The sequence below is a fragment of the Roseisalinus antarcticus genome (genome assembly GCF_900172355.1).
Lineage (GTDB): Bacteria > Pseudomonadota > Alphaproteobacteria > Rhodobacterales > Rhodobacteraceae > Oceanicola > Oceanicola antarcticus_A.
In genome coordinates this window covers 69,831-89,402 of sequence record NZ_FWFZ01000018.1, presented here as the reverse complement: position 1 = coordinate 89,402, position 19,572 = coordinate 69,831, and the positions used below count along the sequence as shown (strand labels likewise).

14 protein-coding genes and 1 pseudogene are annotated in these 19,572 nt (G+C 68.5%); 5 read left to right on the top strand and 10 right to left on the bottom strand.

Translation table 11 applies throughout. The annotated features are described in order from the left end of the window. The 6 genes and pseudogenes from ROA7023_RS15465 to iolC form a co-directional block, all read right to left on the bottom strand. Positions 1–280: pseudogene (locus ROA7023_RS15465) on the bottom strand (fatty acid desaturase); the annotation flags it as partial. A gap of 25 nt (positions 281–305) precedes the next feature. Next, positions 306–1,499 (bottom strand): aldose 1-epimerase family protein, encoded by a 1,194-nt coding sequence (locus ROA7023_RS15460; protein ID WP_085879947.1) that lies wholly within the window; start codon positions 1,497–1,499, stop codon positions 306–308. 363 nt (positions 1,500–1,862) lie between these two features. Then, positions 1,863–2,702 carry a 3-deoxy-8-phosphooctulonate synthase gene (gene kdsA / locus ROA7023_RS15455; protein WP_085879942.1) on the bottom strand — a complete coding sequence of 280 codons (840 nt, stop codon included), beginning with the start codon at positions 2,700–2,702 and terminating at the stop codon, positions 1,863–1,865. 107 nt (positions 2,703–2,809) lie between these two features. Further along, positions 2,810–3,643, bottom strand: a complete 834-nt coding sequence (locus ROA7023_RS15450; protein ID WP_085879941.1) for a class II fructose-bisphosphate aldolase — start codon at positions 3,641–3,643, stop codon at positions 2,810–2,812. Further along, positions 3,640–4,482 carry a 5-deoxy-glucuronate isomerase gene (locus ROA7023_RS15445; RefSeq protein WP_085879940.1) on the bottom strand — a complete coding sequence of 281 codons (843 nt, stop codon included), beginning with the start codon at positions 4,480–4,482 and terminating at the stop codon, positions 3,640–3,642. The genes ROA7023_RS15450 and ROA7023_RS15445 overlap by 4 nt, the downstream gene beginning before the upstream one ends. After that, positions 4,463–5,482 (bottom strand): 5-dehydro-2-deoxygluconokinase, encoded by a 1,020-nt coding sequence (iolC, locus tag ROA7023_RS15440; protein WP_085879939.1) that lies wholly within the window; start codon positions 5,480–5,482, stop codon positions 4,463–4,465. The genes ROA7023_RS15445 and iolC overlap by 20 nt, the downstream gene beginning before the upstream one ends. Positions 5,483–5,596: 114 nt before the next feature. Here iolC and ROA7023_RS15435 point away from each other — a divergent pair, with 114 nt between their 5' ends. After that, on the top strand, positions 5,597–6,757 hold the full coding sequence (locus tag ROA7023_RS15435; protein WP_085879938.1) for a Gfo/Idh/MocA family protein: 1,161 nt from the start codon (positions 5,597–5,599) through the stop codon (positions 6,755–6,757). Here ROA7023_RS15435 and ROA7023_RS15430 read toward each other — a convergent pair. The 4 genes from ROA7023_RS15430 to ROA7023_RS15415 are packed head-to-tail and all read right to left on the bottom strand — an operon-like array spanning position 6,754 to position 14,447. After that, the gene (locus ROA7023_RS15430) at positions 6,754–7,755 is read right to left on the bottom strand and encodes a LacI family DNA-binding transcriptional regulator (RefSeq protein ID WP_085879937.1); all 1,002 of its coding nucleotides are present in this window, start codon (positions 7,753–7,755) and stop codon (positions 6,754–6,756) included. The two genes, ROA7023_RS15435 and ROA7023_RS15430, sit on opposite strands and share 4 nt — an antisense overlap. A 58-nt stretch (positions 7,756–7,813) precedes the next feature. Beyond that, the gene (locus ROA7023_RS15425; protein ID WP_085879936.1) at positions 7,814–8,701 is read right to left on the bottom strand and encodes a transglutaminase family protein; all 888 of its coding nucleotides are present in this window, start codon (positions 8,699–8,701) and stop codon (positions 7,814–7,816) included. Positions 8,702–8,705: 4 nt separating this feature from the next. Continuing rightward, positions 8,706–11,105: a circularly permuted type 2 ATP-grasp protein gene (locus ROA7023_RS15420; protein WP_234992255.1), complete on the bottom strand. Its 2,400-nt coding sequence runs from the start codon at positions 11,103–11,105 to the stop codon at positions 8,706–8,708. Continuing rightward, entirely contained in the window at positions 11,106–14,447 is a 3,342-nt protein-coding gene (locus tag ROA7023_RS15415) for a transglutaminase family protein (RefSeq protein ID WP_085879934.1), read from the bottom strand. It lies immediately after the preceding gene. Between the two features lie 343 nt (positions 14,448–14,790). Between ROA7023_RS15415 and ROA7023_RS15410 the strand changes: the two genes are divergently transcribed. The 4 genes from ROA7023_RS15410 to ROA7023_RS15395 all read left to right on the top strand — a co-directional run bounded on the left by ROA7023_RS15410 (position 14,791) and on the right by ROA7023_RS15395 (position 19,463). Next, entirely contained in the window at positions 14,791–16,881 is a 2,091-nt protein-coding gene (locus ROA7023_RS15410) for a YjbH domain-containing protein (protein WP_085879933.1), read from the top strand. Next, positions 16,878–17,537 (top strand): YjbF family lipoprotein, encoded by a 660-nt coding sequence (locus ROA7023_RS15405; protein ID WP_159458545.1) that lies wholly within the window; start codon positions 16,878–16,880, stop codon positions 17,535–17,537. Before ROA7023_RS15410 ends, ROA7023_RS15405 begins: the two co-directional genes overlap by 4 nt. Positions 17,538–17,595: 58 nt before the next feature. Next, positions 17,596–18,957 carry a polysaccharide biosynthesis/export family protein gene (locus ROA7023_RS15400; RefSeq protein WP_085879931.1) on the top strand — a complete coding sequence of 454 codons (1,362 nt, stop codon included), beginning with the start codon at positions 17,596–17,598 and terminating at the stop codon, positions 18,955–18,957. A gap of 284 nt (positions 18,958–19,241) precedes the next feature. Beyond that, complete coding sequence (locus ROA7023_RS15395) at positions 19,242–19,463, top strand: hypothetical protein (protein WP_085879930.1); 222 nt, start codon at positions 19,242–19,244, stop codon at positions 19,461–19,463. Positions 19,464–19,572: the final 109 nt, after the last annotated feature.

The window sequence follows — 19,572 nt, the reverse complement described above, 5'->3', positions numbered from 1 at the left end:
CCGAGCCATAGAGCACGCCGTAGACCAGGAAGAACGGCACGCACCACCAGGTGCCCCAGGTCAGCACCCCGCCGAGCCCGGTCAGCGCCAGCAGGCCGATCCAGAGGATCGTGTCGCGGATCGCGGGTCCGTCCCTGCGGAGCATCAGCTCCTTGATCTGCTTGCGCGGGACATCGGTGTGATACCACTCCGCCGAGGCCAGCCCGATCTCGACCGCGCGGGCCGAGCTCTTGCCGGTGAGGGAATAGTCCCGCTCGATCGCGGGTGAATGCATGTTCATGCCGTCACCTGTTCATGTCCGGGCCTCATGCCGCGCCGCGCCGGCCCTTGCCGGTCAGCTGCGGGAATGTGCCTGTCGGTTGCGGAAAGGGGGTCGCGGGCTGGGCCGCGATGGCGGCGATCCGGTCCGTGGCGCCGACGATGGCCTCCGCCCCGTCGAGGATCGTGAAACGGGCAGAGTAGCTCCGCTCTTCCAGAGGGTCGAGCCAGATCATCTCGCCCCGCTCGCGCGCGGCCGCGTTGCCGGTCACGTGATGGGTCGAGGGTTCGATCCCGAGCGCATAGGCCCCGGACCGGAAGTTCTGCCATTGATAGCAGCAGGGCAGCTCGTCCTTGCGGGTCTCGACCTGAAGTCCCAGCCCGAGGCGGTCGTTGATCAGGGCGACTGGCACGGCTCCGTCCGCGGCGGCCGCCATGTCGTGCTCCCAGACCTGTTCGGTGAAGGGGGCGCGAGGTGCGCAGGCCACGTCATAGCCGACGCCCTGCGCATTGTACCGGTCGCTGTGACTGGCCCAGATCACCTGGTCCACGGGCGCGACCAGCCGTGCGCCGTCGTCCAGCAGCGGATGACCGAGATTGACGTGGTAGAAGAACATGTGCGGCGTCACGGCAAAGCCCGCGTTGGTCACGCGGTCGGTGATGCGGATCTCGTCGCCGCCAAGCTCCGCCTCGATCCGACGGACGAGCCGCAGATGCTCGGCGAAATTCGCGGCCTGTCGGATCTCGCCCTCGGCCCAGAGGGTGCAGGTGTCGCCGTCCCAACGCTCGCCGTAGCCCGTCAGCCGCGCGGGCAGCAGCGAGACCCGACCGTGCAGCCCGTGGTGGACCCGGTCGCGGCGCGGATAATCGTAGCTGGCCGCGTCGACCGTCGCGTCGCCCAGGATGTGGTCCAGCCCGCAGGTGACCAGAAACCCCGAAAAGCCCCGCATGATCCCCAGCCCGTCCTCGGCTTCCGGCTGGATCGCGGCACCGGCGGGATAACCCGTGGGCCCCTGCCAGCCGATGGCGCGGCCCTTGTGTTCGACCTCGGCGATGTCCATCCCGCGGTCGACCATGACGGTAAACCGCAGCCCGGACCCGGTGCGAAACTCCAGCATCCGCTGACCGCGTTCGGCCCCGTCCCCGAAGCTGAGAAGCCGGACGCCGCCGAAGGCCGACAGGTCGCCGGTCAGCGCCGAAAGCTCGGCCCGGGTCCGGCTCCGTCCAAAAAGATCTGTCATGTCGTGGCCCGGCCCGCCATTGGGTCGGCGCCCGGCCCGGGGCATGGGCGCGGATCAAACCGGTGTCCATGCATTGGTCTTCCTCCCGTTTCGAGTGGCATGGCTGTCGTGCGACTCGTTTCCTGCATCATGTCGCCGGGATCGACGTAGGGAAAGCATCATGATGCATCAATGAAGATCATATTCCATCAATGCCGATAGAAAGACTGTGATCAGCCGGAAATGCAAAGGGTCTCCCGCTCAAAAAGATGCGTTTTGATTGTTATTGGGCTCGGCCTCCACTCAGAGTGAGGCAATCGCCAGACGGAGCCCAGGACGGCCGGGCCCGCGATCGCGCGCCGGCATGGCGGCGGATGGGCCGGGTCACCCGCCCTTGCGGATCCGGTCGAAGGCCCGCAGCGTGCCGAGAACGTCGGCCAGCGCATCGACAGGCACCATGTTCGGCCCGTCCGACGGCGCGTTGTCCGGGTCCTCGTGGGTTTCCATGAAGATGCCCGCGGCGCCCACCGCCAGCGCGGCGCTTGCGAGCGCAGGCACGTATTGCCGCTGACCGCCCGAGGTCGCGCCCATCCCGCCGGGCAACTGGACCGAATGGGTCGCATCGTAGATCACCGGATAGCCGGTTTCGGCCATGATCGGCAGCGCCCGGAAATCGCTGACCAGCATGTTGTAGCCGAAAGACGCGCCGCGCTCGCAGAGCAGGACGCTCTCGTTGCCGGTCGAGGCGACCTTCGCCGCGACGTTGGCCATGTCCCAGGGGGCGAGGAACTGTCCCTTCTTGATGTTGATGACCCGCCCGGTCTCTCCGGCGGCGAGCAGCAGATCGGTCTGGCGGCAGAGGAACGCGGGGATCTGCAGGATGTCCACCACCTCGGCCGCCCGCGCCACCTGCGCGGTGTCGTGCACGTCGGTCAGCACCGGGCAGCCGAATTCGTCGCGGATCGCGGCCAGGATCTCCAGCCCCTTGTCGATGCCGAGGCCACGCTGGCTGTCGAGAGAGGAGCGGTTCGCCTTGTCGTAGCTGGCCTTGAAGACGAAGGGGATGCCTAGCGGGGCGGTCGCCTCGGCGATCCGGGCGCAGAGCATGCGGGAATGCTCCAGGCTTTCCATCTGGCAGGGCCCCGCGATCAGGGCGAAGGGCGCGGTATTGCAGAAGGCCACCGGGCCGGCGGAAACGGTTCTGGCCGTGGGGGAGTGGTTCATGATGGAGCTGCCTGCGCTGGGGTCTGCGGTCTGTCGTGTCCGGCCTGCGCGGGGGCAGGCCGTCCCGCATTACCGGGCGCGGGGCGGGGCAGGCAAGGGCCGATGTCTCAGGCGGCGGGGCCGATGGCGCGCAGGATGCGGCGCGTCGCGGCGACCAGCGGATCGTGGGTCCGCCCGAGGATCGAGATCCGGTCGAAGTCGTCCGCGTCCCGCGCCAGGTGGTCCCGCAGCGCCGCGCCGAAGACCTGCCGCAGTTCGGTTCCGATGTTGTATTTGCAGATGTTCGATGTCCGCGAGAGGCGGGTGCGCTGGTCCATCGGCACGCCCGAGCCGCCATGGATCACCAGGGGCACCGGCGTCAGCGCCTCGATCGCGCGAAGGCGGGGTTCGTCGAGGCCGTCGCCGCTCGCGGTCTGCAGATGGATGTTGCCGACCGAGACGGCGAGCGCGTCGACGCCGGTAAGCTCCGCGAAGCGGGCGGCCTCTGCCGGGTCGGTGCCCTCGGACGCATCGCCCGCCACATAGCCGACCAGCCCGATCTCTCCTTCGCAGGAAACGCCCGCGGCATGGGCGAGCGCGACGATCCGCGCGGTCTGCGCCACGTTCTCGTCGAAGGGCAGGCGGGAGCCGTCGTACATGACCGAGCTGAACCCCTCGGCGATGGCGGCGGCGCATTCCTCGGCGTTCCGGCCGTGGTCAAGATGGGTCACGACCGGCACCGTCGCGGTCACGGCCAGATGCCGGAACATCGCGCCGATGATCGGCAGCGGCATATGCGCCCGGCACCCGGGGCCGGCTTGCAGAATGATCGGCAGCCCCTCGGCCTCGGCGGCGGCCACGTAGGCGCGGGCGTCTTCCCAGCCCAGGCAGACGACGCCTGCCACGGCATGCCCCCCGGCCATCGCGGGGCCGAGGACATCGGCAAGGCTGGCGCGGGTCATTTGAACTTGGCGACCATGTCCATGATGCCGGGGATCGTGTGCAGCTGTTCGGCGTGGGTGGGCTGAAAGTATTGCTTGAGGCTGCGCTGGGTGAGGCCGCCGAGGATCGTGAAATAATACATCTCGTATCCCGGCAGCGCGGCGCAGGGGTGATAGCCCTTGTCGATCAGCACGGTTGAGCGGTCCATGATGTGATAGGCGTCGCCCGGCGCGTTATCGACCCGTTGCAGCATCTGCAGGCCGGAGCCGTAGTCCGGCCGAAAGCGGAAATTGTAGGTCTCGTCGTGGCGGGTCTCGTCGGGCAGGCGGTCGGTGTCGTGCTTGTGCGAGGGAAACCCCGACCAGCCGCCCGCACCCACTGTGAACAGCTCGCTGACCAGCAGGCGGCCGACACGGTCGTGGTAGCTTGCGCCGAGGATGTGCTTGATCTTGCGGTGGGTCTTGGTGTCGTCGGAGCCGTATTGCACTACGTCCAGTTCATGTGTACGGACGGCGAAGGGCTCCAGCACCGCGTCGAACTTCGCCCCGGCGACAAAGACCTCGGCCGCGTCGCTGTCGCAGGTGATCCGCGCAGGTGTGCCGGAGGGGACATAGACGCCCTCGGGGTCGCCATCCCAGACATCGACGGTGCGTGTGCCGATCTCGGAGAATGTCTGGCCCATCGTCTGAACCGTGACGGTCCCGGTGGCTGGGGCGACGCAGGTCTCGTACCCCGGCACGGCGTAGTCGAAGGTCTCGCCGCGGGTCAGCGTGACGATGTTGAAGTAGTTGAGCGGCACCAGCGGGTGGTCGACATCGACGATCGGCTTGTTCGCGTTGTCATGGGGCGGGATGTGCATGGCTCTCTCCTGTCGAGGGACCGGGATGGGTTGCGAGGAAGGCGTCTAGCTCCTCGGTCGTGGGCATCGCCGGGGCGCAGCCGACGCGGGCGACGACCATGGCGGCGGTGGCCGATCCGCGCAGCACAGCCTCGGGCAGGGGCAGGCCCCGGGCCAGCGCGGTGACGAACCCGCCCATGAAGGCATCCCCCGCGCCGGTCGGCTTCAGCGCCTCGGTGCGGAAGATGCCGGTGCGGGTCTCGGCCTCGGGGGTGAGGGTCACGGCGCCCCGCTCGCCCATCTTGTAGACGGCGATGGCGGCGCCCGATTGGACGAGTGCGCGGGCCTTCTCCAGCCCGTCATGCCCGGTCCCGGCGAGAAAGCCGAACTCCACATCGTTTCCGATGATCACGTCTGACGCGGCGGCGGCGCGGGCATAGGTCTCGGTCGCCTCGGCGTCCGAGGCCCAGCTGTAGGGGCGATAGTCGATGTCGAAGATCAGCGGCAGCCCGGCCGCGCGGGCCCGCTCGAAAGCGTCGAAGGCGGCGCTGCGCGATGGCTCGGAGGCGAGGACGGTGCCAGTGGTGATGAGGGCGGAAAAGCCGCCGTAGTCGAGCCCCTCGATATCGGCGGAGGTCATCGCGAAATCCGCGGCCCCGTTGCGGTAGATCACCGATTGGGTGTTTTCCAGACGCGTCTCGACGATGGCCAGGGAATTGCGGGCCTCGCCTCCGACGGGGGTCACATGGGTGCGGTCGATGCCGTAGGCGTCAAGCTGGTTGAGGCAGAACCGGCCCACGGCGTCGTCCGAAACGCGGGTGACCAGGGCGGCCTGCCCGCCCTGCCGTGTGATCGCGATGGCGATGTTGGCGGACGATCCGCCCAACGCGGTGGTGAAGCGCGTCGCGGTCTCGACCTGGGCTCCCGGCGGATCGGCATAAAGGTCCATGCCCGCCCGCCCGATGACCAGAAAGCGCGCTCCGTTCAGCCGAAAACCGCTGCTCTCACTACTTCCCCCCATGGCCCCTCCCAAGGCTTGGCGATCGCGGCACGCTTCAATATTGAACCCGGATCGGAGACAGGATAGCAAAATTGCAACCGGTTGCAATTTTCAATCCGCGGGGAGCCTGTTGAAATGACGAAACTGAGCTGGGGCCTTGTCGGCGGTGGCGCGGGGAGCCAGATCGGCCCCGCGCACCGCCTGGGCGCTGCGGTCGACGGAGAGTTCGCGTTCGTCGCGGGCGCCCTCGATCATCGGGCCGAGGAGGGCCGTTTCTACGGCCGGTCTCTGGGCCTCGCGCCCGACCGCGCCTATGGCGATTGGCGAGAGATGCTGGCCGGCGAGACGGGGCGCGCGGACCGGGTCGACCTGGTCACCGTGGCCACGCCCAACGCCACCCATTTCGAGATCACCAAGGCGTTCCTGGAGGCCGGATTTCACGTCCTGTGCGAAAAGCCGATGACGATGACCGTCGAGGAGGGCGAGGAGATCGTCCGCATCGCGCGGGCGACCGGCAAGCTCTGTGCGGTGAACTACGGCTACACAGGCTATGCGCTGGTCCGGCACATGCGGGCGATGGTGGCGCGGGGCGATCTGGGGCGCATCCGCCTGGTGGTGGCCGAGTTCGCCCATGGCCACCATGCCGATGCGGCCGACGCCGACAATCCGCGCGTCCGCTGGCGCTATGACCCGGCGCAGGCGGGTGTTTCGGCGCAATTCGCCGATTGCGGGATCCACGCGATGCACATGGCCTCGTTCGTCACTGGCCAGGAGGTCGAGACGCTGTCGGCCGACACGGTCTCTTGCATCGAGAGCCGGGTGCTGGAAGACGACGCGATGGTCAATTTCCGGATGTCGGGGGGCGCGGTCGGGCGGCTCTGGACCTCGTCGGTGGCGATCGGGCGGCAGCACGGGCTGTCGTTGCAGGTCTTCGGCGAAAAGGGCGGGCTGCGCTGGGCGCAGGAGCAGCCGAACCAGCTCTACTGGATGCCCCTCGGCGGCCGGCTGGAGGTGATCGAGCGGGGCGCGGGCGGGCTGTCGCCCGAGGCGGATCGGGCCAGCCGCGTGACCGTGGGCCATGCGGAGGGGATGCCGCTGGCGTTCGCCAACATCTACCGCGACATGGCCGAGGCGATCCGCGCCGAAAAGGACGGTCGCGCGATGGATCCGGCGGCGGACCTCTATCCACGGGCCGAGGACGGGCTGCGGTCCATGGCGGCGGTCTTTGCCGTCGCCGCGTCGGGCAAGGCCGCGGGGCAGTGGACCGACGCCCGCCCGCCGATGTTTCGCGACTAGGGCAGACGGCGCAGGGTGCCGCGCTCGATCAGGGCGCAGGGCAGGACATGGGCCTCGGGCCTGCGCCCGGGGTCGTCGGCCGCGGTGACGACGATGTCGATCGAGGCCGCGATGATGTCGGGGATCGGCTGGCGGATCGTGGTCAGGTCGACCCCGGCCCAGCCCGCGATTTCCATGTCGTTGAAGCCCAGCAGGCCCACGTCATCCGGCACCCCGAGCCCCGCGTCCCGCAGCGCGCTGAGCGCACCGAGCCCGATCACGTCGTCGCCGCAGAAATACGCCTCGGACGGCGGGGCCTGGGCCAGAAGGCGCTGCATCTCTTGGCGCCCGGCGGCAAAGCTGTAGGCCCCGGCAAAGCTCTCGGTGTGCGTCATGCCGTGGGTCCGGGCGAGCTCGGCGCGGAACCCCGCCAGCCGGTCGCCGGTGGAGGTGGCCCCCTGCGGCCCGCCGAGGAATGCCACCCGGCGATAGCCCCGCGCGGCCAGCGTCCGGGCGGCCAGCGCCCCCGCCACCACGTTGTCGACGCCGACCACGTCCACCGGGGGCCGTGGCGCACAGCGCCCGAAGGAATGCACGGCCGGAATGCCCGCCGCGCGGAAGGCGTCGACAAAATCGGGCGAGAGGGTGGAGGAGGCGACGACCACACCGTCCACCGAATATTGCCGCAGCAGGCGGACCGAGGCGGCGGGGTCGGTCTCGTCCGTGAGGTTCACCAGAAGGGGCCGCAACCCGCGATCCTGCAGGCCGCGGGTGAACCGGTCGAAGACCTCCAGGAAGACCGGGTTGCGAAAGTTGTTCGACACCAGCCCGATCAGCTTGGTCCGCCCGGTCGTGAGGCCCGAGGCCAGCGCGCTGGGGCTGTAGCCCAGCGCACGGGCGGCCTCCTCGACCCTGGCGCGGGTCCGGGCCGAGACCGAGGCGCCCGGCGTGAAGGTGCGCGAGACGGCAGAGCGCGAGACGCCCGCCTTTTCCGCAACTTCCCGCAAGGTCACACGCATCGCCGGCCCCCGTTCATGCCCCGACCATCAGGCGGCCAATCGGGACGGGAGGCAAGCGTCAGTTGCCGCCCACGGGCTTCACATCGACCTCGTGCCGGCTGGTGTGGCTGCCCGCCGAGCGCAGCGAGCCCTTGATCGGCGCCACGTCGGAATAGTCGCGCCCCAGCGCCACGACCACATGGTCGGTGCTGGCGATGATGTCGTTGGTGGGGTCGAACTGGACCCAGCCCATCTCGGCGCCGCACCAGGCCTGGACCCAGGCGTGCATCGCGTCGGCGCCCTCCAGCCGCTCCTGGCCCTCGGGCGGCAGGGTCCGCAGGAAGCCGCTGACATAGCCCGCCGGTATGCCGAGCCCGCGCAGCGCCGCGATCATCATGTGGCTGAAATCCTGGCAGACCCCGCGCCGGTTGCGAAAGGCCTCCAGCGGCGGGGTGGCGACCTCGGTCGCGGTGGGGTCGAACGTCATCTCGCGGTGCAGGGCCGCGCTGAGGGCCAGCACCATGGACAGCGTCGAGGTCCCGGTATCCACATTGGCGCGGGCGAAGTCGGTGATCTCGGCCAGGGGCCGGACCCGCTCCGAGGGCCCCAGGAAATGATGGGGTGAGACATTGCCCAGCGATTGCGCCTCGGCGATGTCCTGCGCGAGGCCGGTCAGACCCGGCGAGAGGTCGAGGGAGGTCGATTCGGCGCGGCGGCGGACCCGGCCCGAGAACCGGAAGGTCACCGCGTCGAGGGGGCGGTCGAAGACAACCTCGGTCGCCGGGTTGCCGAAGAAATCCACGGTGTCGCGGCGAAAGTCCGGCGCGGGCTCGGTGGTGACGAGGCCGCTGACCAGCTGCTGTTCGGGCAGGGTCCGGGGCAGGATGCGCAGCATCTCGCGGCTGGCGGCGGCGGGCTGGTCGTAATTGTAGATGATCGCCAGGCTGATGTCGTAGAGGACGCTCATCGCGTTATTCCAGGTATTGGGCCGAGAGGGCGACAGACAGGCTGCCGATCTCGGCCCGGATTTCGCCGAGACGCTTGGTCGTGACCGCGTCGGGCGTGGTGATCCGAAGCTCGGTATGCAGTTTCAGCAGCGCGCTCGACAGGTCGGACAGGCGGCCGTTGCTGCGCGCCGCCGGAAGCTGGCCAACCTCGCGGCGGATCAGGTCGATCTGGTAGACGATCGACCGCGGGTTGTTCTCGTCCAGCGCCAGCAGGTCGATCACCGTGTTGCGGTTGGTCTCGACCGAGTAGCGGCGGCGATGGGTCATCACGCTGTCTGCCACCTCGACGGCGATGTCGAAGGCGCCCGGCGGGGCGGTTTCCTCGGCAAAGGCAAAGAGCAGGCCCGCGCCGGTATCGGCCCGTTCCAGCGCCCGGCCGATGGACAGGAACCGCCAGCCGGTGAAGCGGAACATGTTCTCGTGCACGAGGCCGGAGAAGCCCGCGAGCTTGCGCAACAGCTCGCCCATGCCGCGAGCGGCCTGGTCGCCCGGCAGAAGGGTGCCCGCCATGCCGTTGGCCGACCGCGCCAGATCGTCCAGCGCCAGCCAGCCGTCTGGCGAGAAGCGGTCCCGCACACGCAGGGCACAACCTCGCGCCGATTGCAGCACGTCCAGCAGCGGCGGCGGGATCGGATCGTCGGGGTCGGCGTAGCCGGCAAGATATTTGCGCTGATAGGCCAGCAGGGGCTGCGCGGCGGACCCGCTCTCGGCCAGCCGGGTGTGATAGGCCCGCAGCAGGCGGATCAGCCCCTCGGCCCGCTCGACGTAGCGGCCCAGCCAATAGAGGTTGTCGCCCGCGCGGCTGGGCAGGAACCCCGGCATCCGCCGCAGGAACGGCCCGGCGGTCTGGTCGGCCAGGCTCGGGTCGCGGGTGGGCGTGTCGGAGACGATCCAGACGTCGGCGACCGACCCGCCCTTCTGCATCGCAAGCGCCGTGGGGTCGTCGGTCCGGCCGATCCGGGCATAGCCGCCGGGCATGACCGTCCAGCCAGCCGGGGTCCGGGCGGCGAAAACCCGCACCGTCATCGGCCGCGGTTGCAGCCGTCCGTCGACATAGGCGGGCGTGGTCGACAGGGTCACCGCCTCCTGCCCGACCAGCGTCTCGCCGTCCCGGAGAAGCCAGTCCTCCACCGATGGCAGCGCCGAGCCACGGAACGCGCCGCCAAGCACGGTTGTCGCGTCCAGTTCGAACGGCAGGTGGGTCGACAGCGCCGGGCCGATCATCATCCGCCCCATGTTCTGCAGCACGTAGTTGCGTTCCCTGGGCTGGCCGCACCACCAGGTCGCGATGTTCGGCAGCTTGAGCTTTTCGCCCATCAGGTGCTGCGAGATACGCGGCAGGAACGCCAGCAGCGCCCGCGCCTCCAGCACGCCCGACCCGAGGCTGTTGACCATGGTGGCCGCGCCGGCGCGCAGCGCCCCGACCATGCCGGGCGCCCCGAGGGCCGAGGCCTCGTCCAGTTCCAGCGGGTCGGCATAGCGCGAATCGAGCCGCCGCCAGATCACGCTGACAGGCTCCGGCCCCGAGATGGTGCGCACCGCAAGCCGCTCCGCCTCGACCTTCAGATCCTCGCTTTCCAGCAGGGTGAAGCCGAGGTAGCGGGCGATATAGGCATGTTCGAAAAAGGTGTCGGTCTCTTGTCCCGGCGTCAGGATGGCGACCCGGCCCTGGCCGCCCTCGCGCAGCCCGTTCAGCGCATCGCGGAAATGGCCGAAGAACGGGGCGAGCCGCTTGACCTGCGCCTGGGGGTAGTGCTCGGGCAGCACGCGGCTGGTGGCGATCCGGTTTTCCAGCGCGAAACCGGCGCCCGAGGGGGCCTGGGTCCGGTCGCCGAGCACGAACCAGCTGCCATCGGGCGAGCGGCCGATCTCGAACGCGAGGAAATGCAGGAAATGGCCAGAACGCGGCCGGATCCCCACCATCGGCCGCAGCCATTCGGGGCATTGCGCGATCAACTGCGCCGGCAGCAGGCCGCGGCTGACCAGGTCGCCGGGGCCGTAGAGATCGGCCATGACCTTTTCCAGAAGCTCTGCCCGCTGGACGATGCCGTCCGACAGCGCCTCCCACTCGTCGTCGGCGATCACCACCGGCACATGGCTGAGCGGCCAGTCCCGCTCGGTCGAGCCATCGGCGGTATATTGGCGGTAATAGACACCCGCGTCGTGCAGGTACTGGTCACCCCGGACGAAGCGGTTGGCCAGGTCCTGGGGCGTCTGCCGGGACAGGAAGTCGATCAGCGGCTGCCAGACGGGGCGCAGGCGCCCGTCCGGCTGCATCAACTCGTCGGCCACACCTTCACGCGCCGAATACCCGCTGAGCAGATCCGGATTCGTCGCGCCCGGCATAGGTGTGGAATCAGGCATCTAGAGTCCCGGCGGCCTCCGCAGATCGAGCGTCATCGGGAATTCAGGATGCGGCGTCTCGGCGGCGGGCCAGTAATCGCCCGCGGTATGCCCCATCTTTTCGAACCGGGCGAGGCGGCGGGCCTCGGCCTCGTTTCCGTTGATCGGGAAAGTGTCGTAGTTGCGCCCGCCCGGATGGGCCACGTGATAGGTGCAGCCGCCAAGGGCATGGCCGGTCCAGGTGTCGAAGATGTCGAAGGTCAGCGGCGCGTTGACCGACAGCACCGGGTGCAGAGCCTCGGCCGGTTGCCAGGCCTTGAACCGCACCCCGCCCACGCGCACGTCGCTGGCGTCGGTGGTGGCCATCGGCACCATGCGCCGGTTGCAGGTGACGGTGTAGCGCCCCGGGTTGGACGAGGTCAGCTTGACCTGCATCCGCTCGACCGAGCTGTCGGTATAGCGCACGGTCCCGCCGATCGCGCCGCGTTCGCCCAGCACGTGCCAGGGCTCCAGCGCCTGCCGAAGCTCCAGGTGGACGTCGTTGTAGGCGACCTCGCCGCAGAACGGGAACCGGAACTCGGCCTGGGCCTCGTACCAGTCGCGGCGGAATTCGAACCCGTGGTCGCCGAGGTCGGACAGCACGTCGAGGAAATCCTGCCAGACGAAATGCGGCAGCATCATCCGGTCCTGCAGCACGTTGCCCCAGCGGACCAGCTTGCCCTTCACCGGCGATTTCCACAGCCGGGTCAGGATCGCGCGGATCAGAACCTGCTGGGCCAGCGACATCTTGGCGTCGGGCGGCATCTCGAAGCCGCGGAACTCCACCAGGCCGAGCCGCCCGGTGGGGCCGTCCGGCGAGAACAGCTTGTCGATGCAGATCTCGGCGCGGTGGGTGTTGCCGGTCACGTCGATCAGGATGTTGCGGAACAACCGGTCGACCAGCCAGGGCGGGGGCGGCGGGCCCTCGCCCGGGTCGGGCACCTGGCTCATGGCGATCTCAAGCTCGTAGAGCGTGTCGTGCCGGGCCTCGTCGATCCGCGGCGCCTGCGAGGTCGGCCCGATGAACAGGCCCGAGAACAGGTAGCTGAGCGACGGATGCCGCTGCATGTAGAGCACCAGGCTGCGCAGCAGGTCGGGCCGGCGCAGGAATGGCGAATCGTTCGGCGTGGCCCCGCCGACAACCACGTGGTTGCCCCCGCCGGTGCCGGAATGCTTGCCGTCGATCATGAACTTGTCCGCGCCGAGCCGGCATTGCCGGGCCTCTTCGTAGACCGCGTTGGTGATTGCCTTGCACTCGTCCCAGCTGTCGGCGGGATGAACATTGACCTCGATCACGCCCGGATCGGGGGCGACGCGGATCACGTTCATGCGCGGGTCGTGGGGCGGCGAATAGCCCTCGATATGCACCGGCAGGCCCTTGGCCTTTGCGGCGGCCTCGGCCACGGCGACCAGCTCCAGGTAATCCTCGATCGACTCGACCGGCGGCATGAAGACGCAAAGCCTCCCGTCTCGCGGCTCCACCGACAGGGCGGTGCGCACATGTTCGGTGCCGAGCTCCTGCTCGATCACGTCCTGCACCGGGCCTGTCTCGGACGGCGCCGACACGGGCTGAACCCGGCCGGGGGTGGCCTCGGGGCCCTCGTCCGCGGCCGGTTCGGCCTCGAACTCGGGCAGGGGGCCGCGCTCCACCGTGGGGTCGGTGATGTAGGTATAGGGATATTGCGACGGCGGCACATAGGGCAGCGAGCCCAGCGGCAGGCGATAGCCCACCGGGCTGTCGCCGGGCACGAGGTAGAGGTTCCCGCGCCGCAGCTTCCAGCGCTCCGACATCCAGCGCGGCGCGGTCGCCTTGGACTGCCAGCGCTGGATCGGCAGGATATGGCCCGAAGGCTCGGTCAGGCCGCGGGCAAAGACCCGGGCGATGCGGCTGCGTTCTTCGGCGTCCTTCAGCTTGGAGTTCTGCGGCGTCACGTTCTCGGGCAGGTTGCCCTCCTTGACGATCCACTCGGCGGGGTCCTCGTAGGCGGGCAGGACCATCTCGGGCTCGATCCCCAGGGAGGTCGCGATGGATTTCAGCAGATCGCCCGCATCCTCGGCGGTGGCGCCGGTGTCGGCCCCCTCTTCGGCGATCAGGCTTTCGTCCTTCCAGATCGGCTTGGCGTCCTTGCGCCAGTAGAGCGAGAAGGTCCACCGGGGTAGGGTCTCGCCCGGATACCACTTGCCCTGCCCGTAGTGCAGAAAGCCACCGGGCGCGAAACGGTCGCGCAGGCGGCGGATCAACTTGTCGGCCAGCCCGCGCTTCATCGGGCCGACGGCGGCGGTGTTCCACTCGGGGCTCTCAAAGTCGTCGATCGAGACGAACGTGGGCTCTCCGCCCATGGTCAGGCGCATGTCGCCGGCCTTCATCTCTGCATCGACCTTGTGGCCCAGCGCATCGAGCGCCTGCCACGCGTCGTCCGAGAACGGCTTGGTGATGCGCGGATGCTCGGCCGTGCGGGTCACGGTCATGTCGAAGTCGAAGGTGACCTCGGCCGGGCTCGCCATCCCGGCGATCGGCGAGGCGTTGCGGTAATGCGGGGTGGCGGCCAGGGGAATGTGGCTCTCGCCGGTCAGCAGGCCCGAGGTCGGGTCGAGCCCGATCCAGCCCGCGCCCGGCAGGAACACCTCGCACCAGGCGTGCAGGTCGGTGAAATCGTGGTCCGTGCCGGAGGGGCCGTCGAGCGCCTCTAGGTCGGGCTTCAGCTGGATCAGGTAGCCCGAGACAAAGCGCGCGGCGAGGCCCATGTGGCGCAGCGCCTGCACCAGCAGCCAACTGGAATCGCGGCACGATCCCTTGGCGCGGCCCAGCGTCTCCTCGGGGGTCTGCACGCCGGGCTCCAGGCGCACGATATAGCCGATCTCCTGCTGGATCCGGGCGTTCAGCGCGACCAGCCAGTCGACCGTGCCCTGCGCACTCTTCGGCACGCCGGACAGGAACTCGGTCAGCAGCGGGCCGGCCGGTTCCGGCGTCCGGTAGATCGACAGGTCGGTGCGCAGATCCTCGGGGTACTCGAACGGGATCGCCGCGGCGGTGTCGTCGATGAAGAAGTCGAACGGGTTGTAGACCGTCATGTCGGCGACCAGGTCGACCTCGATCTTGAACTCCCGCACAGGTTCGGGAAAGACGAACCGCGCCAGCCAGTTGCCGTAAGGGTCCTGCTGGTGGTTCACGAAGTGGTTCTCGGGTGTCACCTTGAGCGAATGCGAGATCACGCGGGTCCGGCTGTGCGGCGCGGGCCTGAGGCGGATGATCTGCGGGGACAGCGTGACCAGACGGTCATACTTGTAGTGGGTCAGGTGTCGGACGCTTGCGGTGATGGCCATACGTGGCTTTGCCTGCCTGTCATGTGTGTGTCATCGACACGTCGCAAAAATACCCCGCCGATACCAGTCAATTCGGGGATTTGCCCGGGATGGCGCCGGTCCGGGCGCTCCGTTGCCCAGACAGGTGGCAGGGCGGGGCGCAGGCCCCCCCCTTGGTCCTGCCGTTGCCGGCGGCGCGACGCGGCGCGGCGCGGGGGAAATGTGGCTTTTGTGACGCATTCCGACCGGATGTCGACAATCTTGTCTCAAATGGCCGGTCTCGCCTTTCGAGCTTTGGTAGATACCCGATCAAGGCCGGCCAAAGCGTCCGGCGCCACCGCGGGAAACGAGGGTCGAATACCTGATGCGGAAATACGCGAGCGCGTCGTTTCTGGCGCTGTGCCTCTCGCCGTGCATGGCGGGGGCTCAGACGTTGTCCTTTTACGGCACGCCCGGCCTTGTCGACATGCCCACCGCGGCGAGCCACGCGGACGGCAACCTGTCGCTGACCTCGTCCTATGCCGCCTCGACCTCGCGCAACACGCTGTCGTTCCAGATCACGCCTCGTCTGACGGGCGTGTTCCGCTATGGCCGGATCGAGGGCTTCGACGACGGCAACGACCGGTTCGACCGCAGCTTCGACGTCCATTACCGGCTGATCGACCAATCGCGCTATTTCCCGGCCGTCGCCGTGGGCCTGCGTGATTTCGGCGGAACCGGGATCTACAGCAGCGAGTATCTCGTCGCCACAAAGAGCTTTGGCGAGCGGTTCGCGCTCACCGGCGGGATCGGCTGGGGCCGGCTGGCGGGGCGCGATCCGTTCGATGCGCCTCTCGGGTTTCTGTCCGACGAGTTCAAGACGCGGCCGGTGGCCGGGGCGGGCGGGTTCTCGACCACGGGGCAGCTCGACTTCGACAACTGGTTCCGCGGGGATGCGGCGGTGTTCGGCGGGGTCAGCTATCGGCCCAACGACCGCTGGACCGTCGTCGCCGAATATTCCACGGATCTCTACCGGCTGGAGAGCGAGGCAGGCCTCGTCGAGGTTACCTCGCCCTACAATTTCGGCGTCTCCTACCAGTTCCGCAGCGGCCTGGAGGTCGGCGCCTATTCGCTCTACGGCACCGATGCCGGAGTGCGCCTGTCCTACGTGATCGACCCCGCGACCCCGCGCCGGCCCGGCGGCATCGAGCGGGCCCCGGCGGCCTACCTGCCCCGCGACGTGGTCGCGGCGGCAAGCTGGAACCGGGCCCCGGACGGCGCCTCCCTGCGCCAGGTGATCGAGCAGGGACTGTCCGACGAAGGCATGCCGCTGGAAGGGTTCACGACCTCCGCCGGTGTCGCCACCGTGCGGCTTCGGAACGAACGCTGGCCGTCGCCGGCCCAGGCCGCGGGCCGCGCGGCCCGGGTCCTGGCCAACGCGCTGCCCGGCAGCGTGGAGCGGTTCCGCATCGTCTTCGTCGGCAACGGCCTGCCGCTGAGCGTGATCGAGCTGAACCGCTCGGACCTCTACGAGTTGCAATACGCGGTCGACGGCGACTGGCGGATGCTGACGCGGACCCGCTTTTCGGATGGCAGCAATGAGGACCGCGGCGGCGAGCGTCCCGGCGCCTACCCAAAGTTCGACTACAACATCGGGCCCTATGCCTCGCTGTCCTACTTCGACCCCGACTCGCCCATCCGGGCCGAGCTGGGGGTCCAGCTGACGGCAAGCTACACCCCGCAGCCCGGCGTGATCCTGTCGGGCCGGGTCCGCCAGGCGCTGACCGGCAACCTCGACGACCAGACCCGCGAATCCGATTCCGTCCTGCCGCGCGTGCGGTCGGACAGCGGGATCTACAACCAGCAGTCTGAGCTCGAGATCAGCTATCTGACCGGCGAATACTTCTTTCGCCCCCGCCCCGAGATGTTCGGCCGCGTGACCGCCGGCTACCTGGAGCAGATGTTCGGCGGCGTCTCGTCAGAGCTTCTGTGGTATCCCACCGACAGTCGCCTGGCGCTGGGCATCGAGGTCAACTACGTCCAACAGCGCGAGTTCGACGGGCTGTTCGAGTTCCAGGATTACGACGTCTGGACGGGCCACGGCTCGGCCTATTACGATTTCGGGAACGGCTTTCTTGGTCAGCTCGACGTCGGCCGCTACCTCGCGGGCGACTGGGGGACGACGGTGACCGTCAACCGCGAGTTCAACAACGGCTTCAAGGTCGGGGCCTTCTTCACCCTGACGGATGTGTCCTTCGAGGATTTCGGCGAAGGCTCCTTCGACAAGGGGATCCGGATCGAGATCCCCGCGACCTGGTTGCTGGGTGCGCCCAGCCAGCGCACGGTGTCCGAGACCTTCCGGCCGGTTCTGCGGGACGGCGGTGCGCGCCTCAACGTGCGCAACCGTCTTTATGACATGACGCGCGACTACCGCGGCGCGGAGCTGTCGGATGAATGGGGGCAGTTCTTCAGATGATCGGGTGGAGGACACTTTCCGTGGCGTTGCTGGTGCTGGCCGGCTGTGGCGCGGGCGGCGCGGGCAACGCCCCGGGCGGCCCGGCCGCCGGCATCCTCGCGCGGGCCCTGCCGGAGCTCGGCGCCTCGGTCGGCGCCGACCCGCGGTACCAGGCGCTTGTCCGGGGCGGGGCCAAGCCGCTGCAGGTCGGCCTGGTCGAACGCGACGCGCAGCTGATCGTCGCCCTGGAATCCGAGATGAACGGGATCGAGACCTACCGCTCCTTCGAGGGGGTCGGCTTCGCCTTCCGGCGCGGCATGCTGGTCAGCGTCCGGGGCGTGGTCGGCAACCTGATGGCCGCGGATGTCTCGCAGTCGCTGGCGCTGGTTCAGGCCCGCCGCCCTGGCGTGTCCACCCGATTTCACAGCTACCTCACCGGCAATGACGAGACCGAGACCCGCACCTATCGCTGCGTGATCGAGGACCGCGGCCCGCGCGAGATCCAGGTCGGCACGGCGATGCGGCAGACCCGGCTGATGGCGGAATCCTGCGCGAGTTTGACCGACACCTTCGACAACCTCTATTGGGTAGAGGCGTCGGGGGGTGCCCTGCTTCAGACGCGCCAGTGGATGGGGCCGGACGACGGCGCGATGTCGACGCGGGTCGTGCCCAGATGAAACACCTGTTTGACCTGTCGGACAGGACATCGACGACATTCGAGAACCGGAGAGCAACATGAGACCTATCCTCGGAGTATTCCTTGCCCTTCTGGTCGCGGGCTGCGGCGCGGTCTACACCAGCCCCCGCGTGCTCGAGAGCGCGTCGGACGGCGCCCGGGTCCGTGTCGTCGAGATGAATGCCGAGACGGTCGAACTGGCCAACCGCGCCTCCTACACGCCGCGGGCGCTTCCGGCGATCTTCGACGTGACCGCCGGCACCGGATCCGGCCTCAGGGGCGCGGGTGCTCTGCCGGAGCCGCCCTTCACCCCCGAGGCGCGCCCCGGCCGCCTCGCCCTGCGTCCGCCGCCGCCGGTGTCGCCCGGGCCCTACCAGATCGGGGTTGGCGACCTGATCCTGCTGGCGACCCCGAATTCGGGCAACTCGGTGGAAGAGCTGACCGGCCTGCTGGCCGCGCAAAGCCGCCGCCAGGGCTATACCGTGCAGGATGACGGCAGCATCGCGATCCCCGATGTCGGGCGCGTTATGGTCGAGGGGCTGACCCTGGACGAAGCCGAGGCGCGGCTATTCCAGCGCCTGGTGGAGAACCAGATCGACCCGACCTTCAGCATAGAGATCGCGGAATTCAACTCGCGCAAGGTGGCCATCGGCGGCGCAGTGGGGAATCCGACCGTCGTGCCGGTCGACCTGCGGCCGCTGACACTGGACGCGGCGATCGCCGCCGCCGGCGGCATCTCGGCCACGGACCAGGATTTCACCTCGATCCGGATCTTCCGCGACGGCACACTCTATCAGATCCCTCTGAACGACTTCTATACCCAAGCCGGCCTGCAGCGCCTGCGCCTGATCGACGGTGACAGTGTGTTCGTGGATACCGAATACGAGCTCGACCAGGCCCAGGCCTATTTCGAGCAGCAGATCCGCCTGGTCGGCTTCCGCCAGCAGGCCCGCGCCAACGCGCTGGCGGAACTGCAAAGCGAGGTGGCCCTGCGTCGCGGCGAGCTGCAGGAGGCCCGCCAGAACTTCCAGACCCGCGAGGGGCTGGGCGCGGTCGACCGCGACTATGTCTACGTGACCGGCGAGGTCGGCACCCAGTCGCGCTTTACCCTGCCGTTCGAGCAGACGGCCTCGCTCGCCGACGCGCTCTATGGCGAGGGCGCAGGCGTGCCTGTCCGCACCGGGGACGTGTCAGAGATTTACGTCCTGCGCGGCTCCAGCGACCCGCGGGAATTCGGGGCGGTCACGGCCTGGCACCTGAACGCGTCCAATGTGGCCAACCTGGTTCTCGCCTCCCGGTTCGAACTGCGCCCCGACGACATCGTTTTCGTCGCCGAGCAGCCGGTCACGCGCTGGAACCGCGTCGTGCAGCAGATCACGCCACAGCTGATCAGCGTCGGGGTCAACGCCTCCGGAATATGACGGAGGCGGACCCGGCCCGAGGGGCACAGCGACGGCTTGCGCACGAGGGCTAATCACTGTTAAGGCTGTTTGTCAGTGTCGGCTAAAATTAGTGCGTTTGGACGAGTTTTGGCGTCTCCCAGGCCGGATCGGGTGTCCATAACTCGGTTTTGGACAGGAAATTGCCCAAGCCAAGCTGTCCCTAGTTCCGCGCCGACGTGAGTCGTGTTAACGATTTCTGCAGTTGCACACTTGAACCTGAGGTCATCGAAATGATTCTTCGCTCTCTTATTGTAGCGTCCACGTTGACCGTGGTCGCATCCGCTCCATTCGCCCAGACCGTCATCGATTGTGGTCAGGCTGCCAATGCCGAGCGTTCGGAATGCCTCGCGCTCCCGACGCCCACCATGTCGACCCAGGGCGGTCCTGCGATCCGTCCCGAACTTTGGATCTTCATTGCCGGTATCGGCTGGGTCCTGCTCGGGCAGGATGGTGGCGGTGGCCCGCCGAACACCAACACCCAGTAAGCGGCACGGCGCGACGGAATTGGTATGTTGAAAAGGTGCGGCCGGGGAAATCCCGGCCGCTCTTTTGCTTTTTGGGCGGCCGTCAGCGGCCAAAGCCCCCTTGCCTGAT